Origin of the sequence: Candidatus Leptovillus gracilis (genome assembly GCA_016716065.1) — a bacterium.
GTDB classification, from domain to species: domain Bacteria; phylum Chloroflexota; class Anaerolineae; order Promineifilales; family Promineifilaceae; genus Leptovillus; species Leptovillus gracilis.
Genome location: JADJXA010000011.1, coordinates 21,359 through 41,576 on the forward strand (window position 1 = coordinate 21,359; position 20,218 = coordinate 41,576).

12 protein-coding genes are annotated in these 20,218 nt (G+C 57.3%); 9 read left to right on the forward strand and 3 right to left on the reverse strand.

What is annotated here, in order from left to right:
• Positions 1-42 precede the first annotated feature (42 nt).
• Positions 43-1,791 carry a hypothetical protein gene (locus tag IPM39_21245; protein MBK8988561.1) on the forward strand — a complete coding sequence of 583 codons (1,749 nt, stop codon included), beginning with the start codon at positions 43-45 and terminating at the stop codon, positions 1,789-1,791.
• 82 nt (positions 1,792-1,873) lie between these two features.
• On the opposite strand, the gene IPM39_21250 is transcribed toward IPM39_21245, so the two are convergent.
• The gene (locus IPM39_21250) at positions 1,874-3,937 is read right to left on the reverse strand and encodes a hypothetical protein (GenBank protein MBK8988562.1); all 2,064 of its coding nucleotides are present in this window, start codon (positions 3,935-3,937) and stop codon (positions 1,874-1,876) included.
• A gap of 97 nt (positions 3,938-4,034) precedes the next feature.
• Between IPM39_21250 and IPM39_21255 the strand changes: the two genes are divergently transcribed.
• Complete coding sequence (locus tag IPM39_21255; protein MBK8988563.1) at positions 4,035-4,757, forward strand: beta-phosphoglucomutase family hydrolase; 723 nt, start codon at positions 4,035-4,037, stop codon at positions 4,755-4,757.
• Positions 4,758-4,854: 97 nt separating this feature from the next.
• Positions 4,855-5,472 (forward strand): SDR family oxidoreductase, encoded by a 618-nt coding sequence (locus IPM39_21260; protein ID MBK8988564.1) that lies wholly within the window; start codon positions 4,855-4,857, stop codon positions 5,470-5,472.
• 44 nt (positions 5,473-5,516) lie between these two features.
• Here the strand turns inward: IPM39_21260 and IPM39_21265 are convergent, their stop codons facing one another.
• Positions 5,517-6,182 (reverse strand): TetR/AcrR family transcriptional regulator, encoded by a 666-nt coding sequence (locus IPM39_21265; protein MBK8988565.1) that lies wholly within the window; start codon positions 6,180-6,182, stop codon positions 5,517-5,519.
• A 156-nt stretch (positions 6,183-6,338) separates the two neighbouring features.
• On the opposite strand from IPM39_21265, the gene IPM39_21270 reads away from it, so the two are divergent.
• From IPM39_21270 to acs, 3 genes are all read left to right on the forward strand, one after another.
• Positions 6,339-6,878, forward strand: coding sequence for a polyisoprenoid-binding protein (locus tag IPM39_21270; protein ID MBK8988566.1), 540 nt, complete (start codon positions 6,339-6,341; stop codon positions 6,876-6,878).
• 195 nt (positions 6,879-7,073) lie between these two features.
• Positions 7,074-7,928, forward strand: a complete 855-nt coding sequence (locus tag IPM39_21275) for a VOC family protein (GenBank protein ID MBK8988567.1) — start codon at positions 7,074-7,076, stop codon at positions 7,926-7,928.
• A 148-nt stretch (positions 7,929-8,076) separates the two neighbouring features.
• Positions 8,077-9,981 carry an acetate--CoA ligase gene (gene acs, locus IPM39_21280; protein MBK8988568.1) on the forward strand — a complete coding sequence of 635 codons (1,905 nt, stop codon included), beginning with the start codon at positions 8,077-8,079 and terminating at the stop codon, positions 9,979-9,981.
• A gap of 74 nt (positions 9,982-10,055) precedes the next feature.
• Here the strand turns inward: acs and IPM39_21285 are convergent, their stop codons facing one another.
• Positions 10,056-10,820 carry a hypothetical protein gene (locus tag IPM39_21285; GenBank protein ID MBK8988569.1) on the reverse strand — a complete coding sequence of 255 codons (765 nt, stop codon included), beginning with the start codon at positions 10,818-10,820 and terminating at the stop codon, positions 10,056-10,058.
• A 326-nt stretch (positions 10,821-11,146) separates the two neighbouring features.
• On the opposite strand from IPM39_21285, the gene IPM39_21290 reads away from it, so the two are divergent.
• From IPM39_21290 to IPM39_21300, 3 genes are all read left to right on the forward strand, one after another.
• Positions 11,147-13,441 (forward strand): sodium-translocating pyrophosphatase, encoded by a 2,295-nt coding sequence (locus tag IPM39_21290; GenBank protein ID MBK8988570.1) that lies wholly within the window; start codon positions 11,147-11,149, stop codon positions 13,439-13,441.
• Positions 13,442-13,613: 172 nt separating this feature from the next.
• Positions 13,614-14,648: a histone deacetylase gene (locus IPM39_21295; GenBank protein ID MBK8988571.1), complete on the forward strand. Its 1,035-nt coding sequence runs from the start codon at positions 13,614-13,616 to the stop codon at positions 14,646-14,648.
• 120 nt (positions 14,649-14,768) lie between these two features.
• A complete protein-coding gene (locus IPM39_21300; GenBank protein MBK8988572.1) occupies positions 14,769-19,463 on the forward strand; it encodes a tetratricopeptide repeat protein in 4,695 nt (1,564 codons plus the stop codon).
• Positions 19,464-20,218: the final 755 nt, after the last annotated feature.

The following is a 20,218-nucleotide window of genomic DNA, read 5'->3' on the forward strand; positions in this document are numbered from 1 at the left end:
GTCATGTATACCCTGGCAGGGAGCGTCATTAAGCGGTTGAAAATGTCTGATTTCCCACTGTTCGCCAAAAAAGAGCCGGTGATGGTTGTGATTCTATGCACGCCACCGCTGTTTTTTCTGCTGCTCATCTTACTGCCGGCGCTCGATTCATTTCTCTGGATCAACATGCAGTTTGACCGGTATATCCATTATTACCTGACGGCTTTTTCTGGATTTGTCGCGTTAAACATCGCCCTTTATTCTAGCGGCGTTTTTGGGCAGCGCATACGGGCGCGGATGCAGTTTATCACCCTGGCGTTCAGCCTGATGGCCGGGCTGCTGCTGTTGAGTGGGTTGGCGACGCCGGGTGTGTTGTTTGCCGAAGCGGATGTTCAGGTTTCTCTCTGGTCTTTGTATCTCAGTTTACCGGTGGGGGCGCTGTTTTTTACGCTGGCGGCCATTCGTTGGTCGCCCCAGGCTGAGGCATGGCTGGCGCGCTGGCGATGGTGGTTGGTGACGGCCGTTTTTTTGTTGTTTGGCGGGTATGTCTGGCTGATTACGGCCGTTCCCCTTTCCTTCCTTTTCAACCTCCGCCTGGCTCGCATGGCCGGTTTGCTGCTGGCTGGTGTCACCATCGCCCTTTATCTCTGGTCGGCAGCGCGTATCCGGGTAGATTTTGACGCCCGGTACACCTTTAGCCAACGGCTTGCCCTGACGCTGGCGCTGCTGGCCGAAGCCCAATTCTTCCTGTGGATCGGCCGGTCGGAGGCATTGAGCAGGCTGTTTTTTTACCCGGTTACGCTGTTGGCGCTTTTGGTGGCCGTGTGGGCCATTTTGTCTACGCTCAGAGATACAGAAGATTTGCAGGTTTCCCGTTATTTTGCCGCGGCCGGCAGTGTTTTGATCGTCGGTTTTTCCCTGTTAAGCGCAGAATTTATCATTCGGGTGTTTGATCTGGAATCACACCGCCCGGTTGTCTTGTTTATGCTGCTGATGCAGGGCGTGTTGGGCTTTTTCATTCTTTATATTATTGTCGCCCATTTGGACCGGTTGGTGCATTGGCGTACAGATGAACTACAGCGCGAACAGCGGCTGCGCGCCGAATTGACACAAATGGTCATTCATGATCTGAAAAGCCCGCTGACGGTGATTCGCAGTGGCATTGGCATGTTGTCTAAAGGGCATTTGGGCGCAATAACGGCGCGGCAGCAGCAAGTTTTGGTACGAGCCGATGAATCCAGCCAGCGTATTTTGCAGTTGATAGATAATTTGCTGGACGTGGAACGTTTGGAGGCTGGCGCGCTGCCGCTAAAACTGCGCCACATCGAGAGTACAGATTGGCTGTGCAACGCCCTGACCCATTGGGAGGTTGTTTCCGAAGCTCAGGGTAAAAATTTGCGCATCACCATCCCGGAGGACCTGCCGGCGCTGCGCGGTGACCGCGAATTATTGCAGCGGGTTCTGAACAATCTGCTGACCAATGCGCTCAATTATGCGACGTCGGTCGGCGTTGTGGAAGTCCGGGCCTACCCCGCAGAGAAGCAGCTTGTGGTGGAGGTAATTGATGATGGGCCAGGCGTGGCGGATGCCGATAAGTTGCGTATTTTTGATAAGTTTGCCCAGGTTGATGGCACGCAGCGGCGCGGGACAGGCTTGGGGCTGACGTTTTGCAAGATGGTGGTGGAAGCCCATCAGGGCGGGCTGGCGGTGTCTGATAATCCAGACGGCGGCGCGATTTTCCGGCTGGCACTGCCCATTTGCGTGAATGGTACGGCAGAGGCGCTGGCCGACGAAACCACAATTAATTTCTGAGCTTTTGTGGTTGAACGGAAGATTGGACAAATCTCAGAAGATTTGTCCAATCTAAACGTGTAAATTATTCAGATCTCGTTCCTCAGCGACCGACGATGGGCAGGTAGGCGTGCTGGTCCAGGATGGGCGCGACTACGGTAACGGCCGTTCCCCCGCTTACATTCCCCGCACGGTCTCGCCCCAAAATCTGAAACGTGTAGGTGTGCCCCATTTGCAGCGGATAGACCCCAGACACGGCCGTTGTGCCCATCAGCCAGGTTGCCGGTAAACTGCCATCTTTGATCACAAACACATCATAATTCGCCATGCCGCTGCCCCAATCTTGCCCAAACCAGCTCACCTCAACCGCAACAGCCGCTGTTGGCGGCGCGTAGGCCATCACCTCCGGTGGCAGGGTGTCGGCCTCAATCAGCAGATACGGCCGTCCGCCGATGGGGTTGATGGGTTGGTCGGTGGGTGTGTTGGTGTTGCTGGCCGCCGGCAGCGTGATGGTAAAAACGCTGTTGGTGGCGGTGATCGTCTCCGTCAGGCCGTCTGGGTGGACCAGCAGGCCGGTCTGGGCGCTGTTGGTGGTGGTAATGACCGCCGTTTCGCTAACGGCCGTCAGCGCCCACAACCCCACAATACGCGCCTGCGTATCCGGCCGGTAAAAGGCCACCCATTCTTGCCCGCCCCCCGGCCGCAGCCGCCACAAAGCCTCGACATTGCGAAAATGGGTCGTCAGCGCCTGGAAAGCGGCCAGGCCAGGCCGGGCGATGCCCGGTTGTGGGTGGTGGGAATAACAGGCGTCGCCGGGCAAATTGGAGAAAAACCCAAAAGCGTCACCGGCATAATTGGGTGGTGGCGGTCCCGCGGCGCACTGCTCCGGCGGGAAATAGTCAGGATCAATCGCCACGTTACCACAGTCGTCGTAAAGCTGGAAGAAAAAAAAGTTGTCCGCCCCGGCGTAGGTGGCATACAACGCGCTCTGGATGATAAAGGCGGATTGTTCGTTCATGGTGGCGCGGAAAGGGCTTGTTGGGTCGCAGACCGGGCCGGGATAATCATCCCAAACCGGCACGCCGGTCTCGTTTAGCCAGATGGCTTTATCCAGATCGCGGGCGGCCAGACGGCGTTCGGCAATGTAGACGGCGCGCCAGGAGCGGTAGGCGTAGCTGTAGTTGTGCAGCGCCAGCACGTCGTGGTAGTAGCCGTGCTGCGCGGCGGCCGGGTCCTGGTCGAAGACGTTCAGGACGGCGCTGAGAAAGGGGATGTCGCTGGGGTCATAAACGACGGCCAGCCCGCCGAAAATAATCTGGGCGGCAGGGTCGTTGTTTTTGGCGGCCAGATAGCCAACCTTTAGCAGGCGGGCATAATCGGCGGCGGAGCCGTCCCAAAAATGGAGCAGGTCGGGTTCGTTCCACATTTCCCAGTGGGTCACGCCGACGCCGGCCGCCCAACCTTGCTGTTGGGCGATGAGGCCGCCTGGTTTGTAGCGAGCAACGACCGTATCTACAAAACGCGCCCACACGTTGGCCGGGTTGATGCTTTTGCCGGGGCCGGGGGTGTCGCTGCCATCGCTAAAGATGGGGGTATACAAGCCCAGCGGTACACCGGTATTGGGCGCGTTCAGGGCAAAGGGAGAGGTGGGCTGCTGCGGCGATCCGGCGGCGGTGGAACCGCCACCTTGTTGGTCGGTGCGGTAGAAACCGGGCGTGCCCAGCAAAATGGCGTTTAGTTTCAGGCCGTGGGCGATGTCGGCGCTGACGGCCGTATCCTGATAAGCCCAGGCAAACATGCCGGGCTGCTGCTCAATGTCGTGCCAATACATCGGCCAGCGGTTCCAACTGGCGCCTGTGGCCAGGCCGTTCTGATAGCGCTGCTCGCTGACCGGTTGGGCCGCCGGATAGCTGATATGGTTGACGCCGTAGGCAGGCAAGGTGTCGGTAATAGCAATGGCGGCCACGGCGTTGGCCGCTACGGCGTTGGCCGCCAACGCCGTGGTTTGAGCGGCGGCCGTGAATCCGCGCGCCGGGTCCAGCGGTCCGGCGGCCGAATCCAGCCAATATACCGTCAACGAGATGCACATCAGCAGGGCCAGCAGAAACGGCCGTGCCACTAACCAGATGTTTCGCGGCGCGTTGGTGAATTGAGAAGGGGTTTCCATGAGGCTAAGTTTAGCCTAGAATGGGGTTGGTGTCATCGGTCAAACGTCAGATGGATAATGGTTGACGGCCGTCGCTGCCGCTGTTACAGTTTCGCCCATGAACCAATACGAAGCCTTTATTTTTGATATGGATGGTACGCTGATTGACAACATGCCGTACCACATCCGAGCCTGGCTGTCGCTGTTTGCTCAATTGGGCCTGGAAATGACCGAAGCGGAGTTTCATCACCGGTTAAGCGGCAAGACCAATGCCGAAACGGTGCGTGAAATGTTGGGGACCGACGCGCCGACGGCGGAAATAGCGCGGCTCACCAAGCAGAAAGAGCTGCATTATCGGGCGATTTATGCGCCACAGCTACGGCCGGTGGCCGGGCTGCTGGCCTTTTTGCAGCGCAGTCGGGACGCGGGGTTGAAAACGGCCGTTGCCACTTCCGCCGGGCCGGACAACATCACGTTTATCCTGGAAAGGTTGGGATTGATGGAGACGTTTACGGCCGTTGTTGGCGCCCACGACGTGCAAAACGGCAAACCCCATCCCGACATCTTCCTGACAGCGGCGCAGCGGCTCCGGGTTGACCCGGCTGCTTGTCTGGTGTTTGAAGATTCCCACGCCGGCATCGAAGCCGCCCGCCGCGCCGGCATGGATGTGGTGGTTATCACCACCGGTCTGACAGACCAGGAAGCCCGCGCGTATCCCCACGTCATCCACAGCGCCGCCAATTATGAAATGCTGCCACCCGGCTGGCTGAACGGCCGTAAGGCGATTCAGCACGCCGACGCGGCGATAAGTGAAACAGATCGGCCAATGGCCAGGGCCTGAGCGCAAGATGAGGGTTCCTGCCGTCTGATACCCCGATTTGTTAGAATCCGATTCGTTACCATTCCATAGTTCATCAAACAAAATTGGAGAGTATACGATGAAAATTGCACTTTTCGGCGGCAGCCGCGGCGTGGGGCGTCGGGCGATGGAACAGGCGTTGACGCTGGGCCACGAAGTCCGGGCGCTGCTGCGCCAGCCCGACGGATTCGACTTCACCCACCCTGGTCTTACCATCATCCAGGGCAATGTATTACAGCCCGACGACGTGGCCGCTTGTCTGGCGGGAACCGACGCGGTGGTATGCAGCCTGGGGGGCACGTCCAACAATCCGGGCAATGTGGTCTCAACCGGAACCGGCAACATCATTGCCGCGATGCAGGCCAGCGGCCTGAAGCGGCTGGTGGTGGTCAGCTCCATCGGCGTGGGCGACAGCAAAGATCAGGTTCCTTTGGCATTCAAAATGCTGATGAAAACGGTGCTCAAAGCGGCGATGGAGGAAAAAGAGAAGCAAGAGGACCTGGTGCGCGCCAGCGGGTTAGATTGGGTGATTGTGCGGCCGGGTGGCCTGACCGATGGTCCGCTTACGGGCAGCTATGCCGCCGGCACGGAAAAAACGATTAAGGCGGGGCAAGTGTCTCGCGCTGATGTGGCCGATTTCGTGCTGAAGCAGTTGACCGACGACACCTTTTTGCATCAGGCTCCGGCCATTTCCTAATAGCAATGAGGCTGGAGACGCTAACGTTTCCAGCCTCATTGTTTTTACTCGCAAAAGCGCAGGCCGCTGACCAGAACGCGCAGCCCTTCGCTGATTCGCTCGATAGAAAACCCCCGTACCTGGCGCTGAAATTGAAAAATGTCTGCTGTTACCGGGGCTAAAATGGCGTCGGACAGGTAGGCTACGTCCAAAGCCTCAGGGATTTCGCCGGCTTTCACGGCCGTTTGCAGCAGCCCATTCACCGTCATGTATTGCCAGAAGTGGGGCAGCTCGGTGTGGTGATCCTCTTGAATCAGCCCGGCTCGCTGCACTTCGCTCAGCAGCGGCGCGTGGATTTCCGTAAAGCGCACCAAAGCGTCCAGGAAAAACTCAAGTTGGGTCATGTAGGGTACACTGCCGGCCGTCATTTGGCGGAACTGGCTGAGCATCTGGTTTTGGAAAGCCGACATCTGTTCATCCATCAGCCCCAGGCATAATTCCGCTTTGCTGGCGAAGCGGCGGTACAGCGTGCCTTTGCCCACGCCGGCCGCCTGGGCAATGTCGGCCATGTTGACGGCGGGTACGCCACGCTCGGCGAAAAGCGCTTCGGCCGTCTGCAGAATGAGGAGGCGGTTGGCCGCTGCGTCGCGCCGTTCTGTTCTCTGTCCGTCGTCAATTTGATCTAAAAGGATGTTGTCTGAAAACGGATCGTTTGTTGGGCGTAAGTTCATCTAAATTTCCTGCTTATAGGTGATTTCGCGGATTTGGTGTCAACAAATCCTTGACAAGTGGACTCTAGTCCGGTATTATTCTAACAGAAATACGGACTGTAGTCCATTTATTGACAGACGGACAGAGAAATTACCAATACGAGGAGATTATAACAAATGAACTGGCAAATTGATTACTCACATTCATATATCTATTTTACGGCGCGGCACATGATGATTTCGAAGGTACGCGGCCGTTTTGAAAAATGGGAAGGCAGTGTGGCTTTTGATGAAAACAATTTGGAGGCTACGGCCGTCTCCGTCACCGTAGACCTTGCCAGCCTCAACACCCGCGATGAACGGCGCGACGGCCACCTGGTTTCGCCAGATTTCTTTAACGTCGCCGAGTTCCCGCACATGACCTTCCAAAGCACTCGTGTCGAGAAAATTGACGATAAGACGGGTAAACTGTATGGCGACCTGACGATTCGCGGCATCACCAAACCGGTGGTATTGGACGTGGAATACGCCGGCCAGGCCAAAAGCCCGTGGGGAGCCGTCAGCAGCGGCTTTTCCGCTTCGGGCAGCATCAACCGCACAGATTGGGACCTGACCTGGAACCAGGCATTGGAAACCGGCGGCATGTTGGTCGGCGAAAAAATCAATATCGAGATTGAACTGGAACTGGTGCAGCAGCCGGAAGCCGTAGCGGCCTAAGCAATTTGGGTCTCTGATGAATTCTGTGGTTGCCCCCTCCCTAGCCCTCCCCCTCTGGGGGAGGGAACCGGCTCCCTCTCCCTTTGGGAGAGGGTTGGGGAGAGGGGTTTGTCACAGGAAAGCTCAGACAACCAGTATTCTTACAACAGACCTCACAGGCCGCGAAGACCTGTCAGGTCTATAATACCCATCCCTATGACCCACCAACTCCCCTCCACCGCTCATATGGGCCGCGTCGCTCTAACCGTAGCCGACTTGTCCCGTTCGCTGGCTTATTACCAGGAGCAAATTGGGCTGCAACTGCTGGCGCGCGAAGGGGAAACGGCCGTACTAGGCGCATCCCAACGCCCGCTGCTGGTTTTACAGGGCCAACCCGGCGCACAGCCGACCCGCCAAAACAGTGGCCTCTACCACTTTGCCCTGCTGCTGCCGTCGCGGCTGGCCCTGGCGCAAACCCTCTACCATTTCATTCAATCCCAAACGGCCATCGGCGGCGCGTCTGATCATGGCGTCAGCGAGGCGTTGTACCTGACCGACCCTGACGGGCACGGTATTGAGATTTACCATGACCGGCCGCGCGCTGAGTGGCCGATGGCTAACGGCCGTTTGGCGATGACCACCGAGCCATTCGACGTGGATGGGGTATTGGGCGAACTGTCGGCGGATACGGCCGTCTGGTCTGGTTTGCCCGCCAACACACTGATGGGCCATATTCACCTGCATGTCAGCCAGCTTCGGCCGGCGGTTGATTTTTATACTACCATTCTGGGCTTTGACCTGGTGATGTATCATGGCGGTACGGCCGCTTTTGTCGCCGCGGGTGGCTATCACCACCACCTGGGGTTGAACACCTGGGCCGGCGTTGGCGCGCCCCCGCCCACACCAGACAAGGCCCGGTTGCTGTGGTATGAAATACTCTTGTCGGATGAAACGGCCGTAGATGCCCTGGCTGGACGATTAACAGCCGCGGGTATGGGTTATGACTGGAACGGCCGTGTCCTCCACCTGCAAGACCCCTCCGCCAACCACCTCCGCATCCACGCCGGCTAAACGACGAACCCTCCCCAAAGCGTTTTACACTTTGCGATTTTGCCAATATACTTATATCGCTCTGCGTTTGACCGCACTTAATTCCCAAAACCAGCCAGGGCACTCACCCAACAAAACAATCTAAAGCAAACGTGAGGAGGACGACGCAATGGCAGACGATAAACAGATGGTTGGCGAAGTCTACTATCCGGCTCCAGAAGTGGTGGCCCAGGCACATATCCGCGACTATGATAAAGTTCACGCGGAAGCCTCCGCCGATCTGTCCAAATTTTGGGGCAAGATCGCGGCCGAAAACTTTGAATGGTATCAGCCCTGGGAAAGGACGCTGGATGACGACAACGCTCCCTTTTACAAATGGTACAAGGGCGCAAAAGTGAATATCATCCATAATGCGCTAGACCGGCACATGCGCACGGCCGTGCGCAACAAAGCCGCCCTTATCTTTGAAGGGGAAGCAGGTGATACGCGCGTTTACACCTACCAGCAGCTAAACTACGAAGTGTGTAAATTTGCCAGCGTCCTGCGATCCATGGGGGTTCACAAAGGCGATTGCGTTACCATTTACATGGGCCGCATCCCCGAATTGGTGATCGCTATGTTGGCCTGCGCCAAAGTTGGGGCCATGCACTCCGTGGTTTATGGCGGCTTCTCCACCGAAGCCTTGCACGAACGCATAGACGACAGCCGCTCTAAAGTCCTCATCACCTGCGATGGCGCCTGGCTGCGTGGTACCATTATCGAGCTGAAGAAAATCGCCAACGAAGCGGCTGAACGCTCGGAAATGGTGCAATCTATTATTTGCGTTAAGCGGACGGGAACGGCCGTAGACATGGTAGATGGGCGCGATTACTGGTATCACGACCTTATGGCCCTGGCGATTGCCGACCCCCACGCAGCCACCGAAGTTATGGATGCCGAAGACCCCCTTTTCATCTTATACACCTCTGGCACCACCGGCAAACCCAAAGCCATTTTGCACACACACGGCGGCTACATGGTCTGGACCGCCACCACTCTAAAGTGGGTGTTCGACATCAAGCCAGAAGATGTGTGGTGGTGCGCCGCCGATCCCGGCTGGATTACCGGCCACAGTTACATTGTCTACGCACCACTCATTTTAGGGACCACCAGTCTCATGTACGAAGGTGCGCCCACCCATCCATACCCGGACCGCTGGTGGTCGCTGGTTGCCAAATATGGCGTCACCATTCTCTACACCGCGCCCACCGCCATCCGCGGCCTCATGCGCTTTGGCGAAAGCTGGCCCGAAAAGCACGACTTGTCTTCCCTGCGCCTGCTTGGCACCGTCGGCGAACCCATCAACCCCGAAGCGTGGCGCTGGTATTACCGCGTCATCGGCAAAGAAAAATGCCCGGTCATGGACACCTGGTGGCAAACGGAAACGGGCGGTTTTATGATTACGCCCATGCCCTGCATCCCCCTGAAGCCCGGTTCGGCCACACTGCCATTCCCTGGCGTGGTCGTGGACGTGGTGGATGATGATGGCAACCCGGTTGCCGCCAATGAGGAGGGTTTCCTGGTGGTCAAGTCCCCCTGGCCGGGTATGCTGCGCACCATTTTGGGCGACCCCGACCGTTATGTCCACCAGTATTGGAGCCGTTTTGCCGAGCAGGGCTGGTATATGCCCGGCGACAGCGCCCGCAAAGACGAGGATGGTTATATTTGGGTCATTGGCCGGGTAGACGACGTGATCAAAGTGTCGGGTTATCGCCTGGGGACGGCCGAAATTGAAAGCGCCCTGGTCAGCCATTCGGCGGTGGCCGAAGCGGCCGTGATTGGCGTACCCGATGAACTGCGCGGCAACATTATCAAGGCATACTGCATTTTGCGGCAGGGTTGGGAAGGCAGCGAAAAACTGGAACAAATGCTCAAAGAGCATGTGTCCCACGAAATGGGACCAATTGCCAAGCCTTCGACAATTGACTTTGTAGATGGGCTGCCCAAAACACGCTCCGGCAAAATTATGCGGCGTATCTTAAAAGCGCGGGCTTTGAATCAGGACGTGGGGGATTTGTCTACGTTGTCGGATTAGCGGGCTGTAGTGGCCGACTTGCCAGGTTTATGGTCCCCGGCGCTTCCATAAGCGCCGGGGACCTTTTGTTTTATTTATGAATTAGCGGAGCGCCACCAGCGTGAATAGTTTTTGCGCAGTTCGTCACGCGAGGGGAGGGGGAAGTAGGCCAACTCTTGCCTGTTGCCCAGGTAAACCCCGTTATTGATCATGCGGTAGGGATATTCAACGGTGTGGGTGCGGTCAATCATTTTGGTGTGGATGGTTTTGGTTTTTAGTTCTAACAAACCTTCACGCAGTTGATGCATGTAATCGTAAGGCAGGTCGCCCACGGAGCCGTTTTCCGGGTCTCTGGCCAGGTCGCCCAGGCGCAAATCTACAAAGCAGACGGCCGGTAAATGAACCAGGCTTGTGGCGTCTTGGGTAAGGAACTGGTGCAGCGCCACCGGGTTGAGGGTACTGACCACCAACGGCGAAACGGGCGCGATTTCCTGGTACATATACAGCCCTGTTTTATCTTGGGGGTAAGTGTTGCTGCGCTGCAAGGCGATGGTTTCGCCGAATCTTGTTACCAGATAGAGGGTATTGATATTGGTCAGGGGAATGTGTTCCAAGACACGGTAGGTGGAAATATAGACGGATTTTTTCGGACGGCCGTCATCATGCGGCACACAACGGGCAATCCCTTCCTCTATACGGAAGAAATCGTGACGAAAGTCAGGGTCTAGTTCAATAAACATGGCCTGCCCGCGATTCTTCTTGCTGTAGCCTACGGTGTAGTAAACGCCGAACTCTTCCGGCGGGTACATTGAGGCGATGAGCGCCTCAGGGATCAGGGACAGGTAGAGATGTACAGTCATGGAAATTTCCGCTCCTTTTGCTTCTGGTGAGATGATGTTACCACCACACCTTAAATTATAACTATTTATCACAAGCCTACCACAATTGGAACCAGGGCTGGTGGAACCAGTGAGTTTTGTCATGCTTTTGCCAGTAAAGTGTCACCCGGTTTGACACGGTTTGTGCAATTCGTTACAATCTCCGCCCCGTACCATCCTGAATTCTGGGTCAAAATTCGTCACCCCAAATGGACAAATTTGCCCTATAAGTGCGGTTATTAACGGCACCAAAACCACAAAACCTTGCAGGAGGCGAAAGAATTATCCACATGGAACAAACAATGTTAATGGCGCAAGAGGCTGCTTCTGGTCGCGCAGCCTTACCCTGGCTGTGGTGGCTGGGCCCAATTGGCGCAATCATCGCGCTGGGTTACGCTTTTTATTTTTATCGCCAGGTGATGGGCTACAGTGAGGGTACCCCGCGCATGATCGAAATTGCCCAGGCAGTTCGTGAAGGCGCTATGGCTTATTTATCTCGCCAATATCGGGTTGTGGCGATTGTTTTTGGCGCTTTATTTCTAGTGTTTTTGCTCATGTCGTTTCTGAAGCTGCAAAATCCCATCGTGCCGTTTGCCTTTATCACCGGCGGCTTGTTCTCGGCGTTGTGTGGCTTTTTTGGTATGAAAACGGCGACCAATGCCTCGGCCCGCACTGCCCACGCTGCCAGCCAAAGTCTGAACAATGGCCTGCAAGTTGCTTTACGCGCCGGGGCTGTCATGGGTCTGGTGGTGGTCGGTTTTGCCCTGCTAGACATTACCGTTTGGTTTCTGATTTTGTATTATGGCTTCCCGGCCGTGCTGCCCAACAGTTTTGTTAGTGTGGCGGCCAACCCGCTGCCCACCATCACCGCGACGATGCTCAGTTTTGGCATGGGCGCGTCTACACAGGCGTTGTTTGCGCGGGTAGGCGGCGGCATCTTCACCAAGGCGGCCGATGTCGGCGCGGACCTGGTGGGCAAGGTGGAAGCCGGTATCCCTGAAGATGACCCACGTAACCCGGCGACCATCGCCGACAACGTGGGCGACAACGTGGGTGACGTGGCCGGCATGGGCGCGGACCTGTATGAATCTTACGCCGGGTCTATTTTGGCGACATCGGCGCTGGGGGTGGCGGCGGTGGCGACATCTGGGGCTGTGTTGGAAGGCTTAACCGTCATGGAGATGCAGCTTCGTTACCTGTCGGCGCCCATTGCGCTGGCGGCCGTGGGCGTTGTGTTGTCTATCATGGCGATCTATCTGGTACGGGCGGACGAAGGTGCGTCGCAGGTGGAGTTGATTGGCGCGTTGAGCCGGGGGCTGTATGGCAGTTCCATCGGTATCGCCGTTTTGGCCCTGCCGATTTTGTATGTTTTGGGGCTGCCGAATTGGTGGCAGGTGTGGACGGCCGTTATCATCGGCCTCATCGTCGGTATCATCGTGGGCAAAGCCACCGAGTATTACACCTCCCATGCCTTCAAACCCACCCGCCGCATCGCCGCCCAGGCCGAAACAAGCTCGGCCACCGCCTTGATTGAAGGTCTGGCGGTGGGCATGGAATCCAACGGCATCCCGGTCATCGCCATTGTTTTTGGCATTGCCGTCAGCTTCTACATTGTTGGCGGCAGCAGCAACATCCTCATGGGCCTTTATGGCGTGGGCATTGCCGCCGTTGGGATGCTTTCCACCCTCGGCTTCACCCTGGCCACAGACGCCTACGGCCCCATCGCCGACAACGCCGGTGGCAACGCCGAAATGTCTGACCTGGACCCCAAAGTCCGCGACCGTACAGATCAGCTAGACGCGGTGGGCAACACCACAGCCGCCATTGGCAAGGGGTTTGCCATTGGCTCGGCGGCCTTAACCTCCCTGGCGCTTCTGGCAGCCTATTTGGAAGAAATTCGCCTGGTGCTGACTGAACTGCGCCATATCGAAACGATAGAAATTGCCGGACGAACTGTGGCTGTAGCCACTATGACCATGGAAGATTTTATGGTCTACTACAATGTGACGCTGCTCAATCCGTCCGTGCTGATTGGCTTATTTCTCGGGTCGGCCACCGCCTTCTACTTCTCGGCCCTGACCATGCGTGCCGTAGGCCGGGCGGCCGGCGGCATGGTGGAAGAAGTTCGCCGCCAATTCCGTGAAGACCCTGGCATCCTGGCCGGTACGTCTCGCCCCGATTATGCCCGTTGTGTAGACATCAGTACCGTTTCTGCCCAGCGCGAAATGGTGCTGCCTTCGGTCATCGCCATTGCCGTGCCGGTTGTCGTGGGGATTTTATTTGGCGTGGCCGGCGTGTTAGGGCTGTTATCTGGTGGTCTGGCGGCCGGGTTTGCGCTGGCAATTATGATGGCTAACGCCGGTGGTTCCTGGGATAACGCCAAAAAATATATCGAGGAAGGGCATCATGGTGGCAAAGGGTCGCAGGCGCACAAAGCGGCCATCGTTGGCGATACTGTCGGCGATCCGTTTAAGGACACCTCTGGCCCCTCGTTGAATATTCTGATTAAATTGATGTCCATGGTCTCTGTTGTTTTTGCCGGTTTGGTGGTCGCTTTTGCCGGTGGCCAAGGTTTGCTTTATATGTTGGTGAATGGTGGCTAGACCACCACGTTAGACCAGACAGGTTTTCGCAAAGCTGTCTGGTCTTGTTGATTCAATGTGAAGAAAGGGTGCAGCACAATTGCTGCACCCTTTTTGTTTCAGGCGTATAATTGGCTGCCCGATGAATCATTGGTCGTATGGTTGAGACAAAACTCATAGACGAGGATGCTTGATGAGTACCTTGCTGGTTTACGCCCCGGCGTTATCCCATACCAAACCTTATCACCCGGAAAGTCACCACCGGTTAGCCACCACAATGACCTATCTGGAGAAGTATGGCGTTTTGCCAGACCTGACGCCATTGGAGCCGATGGCGGCTACCATAGAGCAGTTGATGCGTGTGCATACACCCAACCTTATCGAACAGATTCAGCAGACTTCCTGGCAGGGTGGCGGCTTGTTGGACCATGGCGATACCTACGCAACGGCCGATAGTTTTCGGCTGGCGCGGCTGGCGGTGGGTGGCTGCTGTGAAGCGGTGGATAAGATTATGACCGGGCAGGCGAAAAATGGCTTGGCGCTGGTGCGACCGCCTGGCCACCATGCCGGGTCGAATCAGGTGGGTGGCTTTTGTTTGTTGAACAATACGGCCGTTGCCGCCCGGCAGGCGCAAGAAGTGCATGGCGCGAAACGAGTGGCTATTGTTGATTTTGACGTTCATCACGGCAATGGGACACAGGAGATTTTTTATCTGGATGATTCGGTCTTGTTTGTCTCGACGCACCTGTTTGCGCCATTTTTTTATCCGGGCATTGGCTTGTCGCATGAGGTAGGCGCGGGGCATGGCTTTGGATTCACGCTGAATGTGCCGCTGCCTCCTTTTGTTGGCGATACTGGCTACTACCAGATTATGAAGGAATTGGTGCTGCCCAAAGTCTTCACCTTCCAACCGGATTTGATTCTGGTTTCAGCCGGTTTTGACGCCCATTGGCAAGACCCTTTGGCGCAGGGGGGGTTGAGTTTGATAGGTTATGCCCAAATTTGCCGCTATCTGATGCAGATGGCCGATGCGTTGTGTAACGGCCGTATCCTCTTCATCCTTGAGGGTGGCTATGAACTTAACGTTCTGAACAACGGCATTCTCAATACCATTTACGCGTTGCTGCGCCGTGACGAAATACGCGACACCATCGGCCCTATGCCCCAGCAAGAACAAGACGTGACTGATCTACTACGCCAACTGCGCGACCGTCACTTGCTTAATTGACGGAAACTTTGCATAATATCGCAATAAGTTAACCATAATAAACACGTAAGACGTAAAACTCGCCCTCAAATACGTGACCATCTTGTTCGTTTTACGTTTTGCAGGAAGAGGGGTTACCCTGTGACAACCATTACCCTGCACGCTTATCATCAACAAATCAACAAACTTCTGGATGATAACCAGTACGGTCTGGCGATTGAACACTGCCGCCATATTTTGCAGCAGCAGCCGCAGCATATTGCTACTTATCGCCTTTTGGCCAAAGCGCTGTTGGAAAAAGGGGAATACACCGGCGCGACGGAGTTGTTCCAGCGCATCCTCAGCGCAGCCCCCAGCGATTATATTGCCCATGCCGGTCTTTCGATTATTTACAAAGAAGAAGACGTGCTGCCCCAGGCTATCTGGCATCTGGAACGTGCCTACGAGATTGAACCGTACAACGCCACGATTCAGCAAGAACTGCGCGCTTTGTATACCAATCACCACCTCGATGCCAGGCGCAGCGGGCCAAGAAATGGGGACACGGCCGTTATCCCCGCCACGCTCTTTCTGACTGAAGGCGCTCTGTCCCGCCTGTATTTACGCAGCGAATTGTATGACCAGGCCGTGACCTTGCTGCGCGCAGCCATCGCCAAAGATGAAGAGCGCGTAGATTTGCGCGTGCTGCTGATGGAAGCCTTGTGGCGTAACGGCCGCCGCATGGAAGCGGTCAACGCCGCGCTAAATATCCTCGACCACCTGCCCAACTGCATCACCGCCAACGCTATCCTGGCCGAAATCTGGCTGCGTACCGGCCGTGTGGACGAAGCCCAGGCTTACCTTCAGCGCGTACACGGCCTACTGCTGCTAGATACCCAACACCTGGACCCCGAAACGCCGGAAGGCAGCGCCTTTTGCGCCGAGGGCGCCTTCCCTCTACCGCCGGTCATCGAATTGGATTACTTAGGCATGGAAGGCGGCCAGGCCGATTTTGAGGAGACAGGCGTTTGGTCGCCAGTGACGCCTGCGCTCGCCGGCCAGCCCGAAACCGAAACGGAGACCGACGACGACATGTACCAATGGCTGGAAGGGCTGACCGGCGAACTGCCGCCCGTCGCGGCCGCCACGTCGGCGATGCTCGCCCGGACAGACGAAGACGAAGATACGGCCGAAGGAGACGCCCTGATTCCCGAAGTAACGGCCGTAACCAAGCCTCAGTCCGATTGGTTAACCAGTCTGGTTGGCCCCGACGAGGACGAAACATCAGAGTCCGACCTGTTCGCTGCCGACCAAAACGAAGCCGCCCTGGATTGGTTGGCTGGGGAGGATGCTGGTTTGTTTGTGGCCCCAGCCGCCGGGCACGATACCGACGAGGATGATCTCGCACCCGATTGGCTGTCCGCAATCAACCAGGATGATCTAGAACCTATCCAACTAGATACCCTGACGGCCGCTGCCTGGATGCGTGAAAGCGAACCTGCCGCCGAAGCGGATGACGGTGCGGCGCAGGATGAGTACGAGTGGTTAGAAATTGACCCTGACGATGCCCCAGACGACGCCGCAGCCGGAGAAATTGATCTCAGCCAATTTGGCGACTTCCAACGGAGGTCGGACAGTTCCCGGGATGATGAAGAGGTGGTATGGCGTCTGACTGACGAATTGAAACAGCGAGACGTCGAATCAGATGCCGAAGCTGAGGCAGCGGCCGCCTCAGAAGATATTTTTGCTGGGATGGATCTGTCGCTCCCCGCCGACTTGCACGCCGACGTGCCGACCTGGCTGATGGGTGGCAGCGAAACCGGCGACCTTTATGACGATACGGCCGCCACAAGCGGCGAAGTGGCCCAGGAGTTGGCCGCGTGGGTAGCCGCCAGCAATCCAGCCGACCCGGAAACCGATGACGCCATGGATTGGTTCCGCGACGACGCGCTTGAAGAGGATGATGAGGATGAATACGAAGACGAGGACGAGTTTGAAGACGAAGAGTTCTTTGCTGATGAACCGGAAGTCGCCACAACCTCGGCCGCGTATGATACGGCCGTTGACCGCGAATTAGATTTGCCCGACAGCGGCAGCTTGCCGGAGTGGTTAAGCCATGCCGCCCCTTCTCGTGTAGATTCTGACCTTTTGGGAACCGGCAGCCTGGCGCAGGCAGACGACCAACCGAGTGACGATCTGATAAGCGATGAATTGCCAGATTGGCTGCAAAGTGAGGCCGCGGCCATTCCTGCTAAACCCGTGCCAACCGGCAGCTTACCAGATTGGCTCGTGGGCGCCAGCCTGGATACGATGGATTCTGCCCCACTCGATGAAACAAAAGCGGCGCAGTTCACGGACCAACAATCCGAAGTAGATTCGCCACCGGCTGATGCCTGGGAAGAACAAGGATTGGGAACGCCGGTGATGAGCGGCATGTTGAGCGCCGCAGCCAGGATGGACGACTTGCCCCCAGTCGTTCAAGACGATGACCTGGACCTGGGCGATACGTTACCTGATTGGCTGATGTCTGACGACGATGCGGCGCCATTTGCAGCAATATCCAGCCTGGACGTGGATTTGGAGGAAGTTGTGAGCGACGATAAAGAGGAAACAACCACCGGGCCAACAAAAGAACCAGAAACGCCCACCGATCAACCGGCGCAGCCGGATGAAGAATTAGACTGGCTGGACGATCTGGCAAGCCTGTCACAAGCGGCTGTCGGCGGCGCGGAAGCCTTGCAGGACAGCGGCGAACTGCCAGAGTGGATGGGGATGGACCTGGACGAATTAGCCGAGGAAACGGCCGTATCGCTCGATGAACCTGAACCAGCTATAACGCTCCTGGATGAAGAACCAGAACTAGATTGGCTGGATGCCCTGGCTGCCAGCGAGACAACCGCCGAACCTCAGGACGAACTGCCCACCTGGCAGTGGCCGGAAGCCCAACCCGGACCCGACCAACCCGCCGACAAACTGGCTGCTGCTGCGGAAACAGATTGGGACGCAGCACTTCTAGAGATCGGCCAGGAACCCGCAGCCGTTCCCGGTGAACTGGACGATGCCATGGCCTGGCTGGAGGAATTGGCCGGCGAACCTGGCGCGCCGGTAGAAGAGCTGCCCACTGTGGCCCAAGACCCAGACCTCGATGACCTGTTCACCTCCCTGGATGTTTCAGAGACAATTCTGGCGTTGGATTCGCCCGAAGAGGCGTTCGACCTGCCGCCAGAAGACCCGGATGAAGCGATGGCCTGGCTGGAGCGCCTGGCCGCCCGCCAGGGCGCGCCCCTGGATGAACTGCCCTCTGTGCCCACCGATAGCCAGCCTGTGGAAGGTATAGCCGACTGGATGTTTGCAGCCGACGCAGTGGAAACTGCGGCGGACGAGGGGTTTGAACAAGGATTATTTGATAGTATGCCGACCGGCGACGCCGATTGGACAGCCGATGGCGCCGAATTGGAAGGTATCGAATTAGAAGAGCTTGACATTGAGCCGGTCGAAGTGCTGTTGACGGCCGCCGCAATCACCGAAGAGCCAGAGGACGCCATAGAAGATGATCTGAGTCTAGCCGTGCCCGACGACCCGGATGAGCTGATGGCCTGGCTGGAACGATTGGCTGCCCGTCAGGGCGCGCCTCTGGACGAACTGCCTTCCATTGACGCTGAAACCTGGTTGGATGAGCCGTTGACTAAGACGCCATCCCTGGAAGCTCTGGAGCCGGAACTCGAAGCTCTGGAATCGGAAGATGAGTTCTGGCCAGCGGCGATGGGGTTGGAAACGGCCGTCTCAGACGCCTCTCAGCCAGACCTGCTGCCCGAAGCCCTGGAAGATCTGGACGAGACGATGGCCTGGTTGGAAGGATTGACGGCCGGTCAGGGCGCAGCCAGCGCCGACCTGGACCTGTTCGGCGATGAAATCGGCGACGAACTGGGTGATGAAATCGGCGATAAGATCGCTGTTGAAATCGCCGGCGATTTATCCCTCGCCACGCCGCCCGCTCCCCTGGACGACCTGGCCGACACCATGAGTTGGCTGGAAAATCTGGCGGAGGAAGAAGGAGAGGATGAAACGGCCGTTCCCGATTGGCTGCCCAACGACGAAGATGTCGCCCCGGAAACACGTCACGTTCCGCCTGTCGCTCCGGCGCTGCTGGCCGAGCTGGCCTGGTTAGAAGAAGAGACCGATTGGTCATCGGCGGCTGCCCCCACACCGGATAGTGACCTGGATGCGCTGATAATTTCCGACGAAGAATTGGCCGCCGCTCTGGACCAACTTGAATCTCTGGTCGGCCTATCGCCGGTCGAAGAAGAACCGCCTGCCCCGCAACCAAAAGATCTGCCTGCAGACATAGCGGATGAGGCTGACGATTTGCTTGTCGGCGAGTGGTCTGACGATGAATGGTCTGACGATTTGTGGGACGATGCCTTGCTAAACGACGCCCTGGACGAGGATGGTGATTTGCTGGAACCCACCGTCGCCAAGATAGAATCGTCTGAGTCTGCTGCTGGCGACGATTTACTAGAGGCCATACCGGACGACCCCGATGAGGCGATGGCCTGGTTAGAACGATTGGCCGCCCGCCAGGGTGCGTCGCTCGATGAACTGCCATCCCTGTACGATGCCGATGAAGCGACATTGGCGGCGCTAACGGCCGTACCTCCCCTGGACGACGCCCCTGCGCCGGCAATAGCCCCGAAGCGGACATCGCCGACAACATTGACGATGCGATGGCCTGGCTGGAGCAGTTGGCCGCCCGCCAGGGCGCATCTCTGGACGAGCTGCCCAGTGTGCAAGACCCGTTGGATGACATTCAGGCCCCGGCCTGGATTGTTGCCCAGCAAGACGCCGCCGCCGAAATAGCCGCCGCGCTGCCGGACAGCGACAATTTGGACGATTTCGACAATTTAGACGATTTGCTGGAAGGAATGGTTGATTTGGACACGGCCGTTGCCGAACCGCCCCAGGTTGAAACCGCCGAATCATCTGCGCCCGACAACATTGAGGACGCCATGGCCTGGTTGGAACAATTAGCCGCCCGGCAAGGCGCCTCGTTAGACGAGCTGCCCACCGTCACCGAACCGATCCAGGCCGATGAAGAGCTGGCTATGCCAGACTGGATTGTCGCTGCCCAGACAATGGCCCTGGCTGATGAAGCAATCGAAGATGCGGTGGAAGAGGTAGAAGCAGAGGAACGGCCGTCAGACGAATGGGACGATGTTTTCTCAGATGATAGCAAACTCGATAGCGCCCTGCTAAACGCCTTTGCGGCCGACACTCAAGCCACCGACTTCGACGACGAGGACGAGGATTCGCTGCCCGATTGGTTGACTACAGAGGGCAACGAGAGCCAGACCCGCGTCGTGGGACACACCGATTGGTTAGTCGCCCTGCCCGAACCAGACCTGGATGGCTGGCTGGCCGCCGAAGAAGAAGCGACGGCCGCCGGAACCGGTGCATTAGATTCCGGACCAGAGCCGGCTTCTTCTCGCGCCACCGGCAAAACCGGCCCGCTGTCTTCGCGGGTGCAGACCGGCCCACTCAGCCCATTATCGCTGCCAGATGAGATGGACTTCGACGACGACTTGCTGGTTCCGGATTTAGACTTGGGTGTTTCG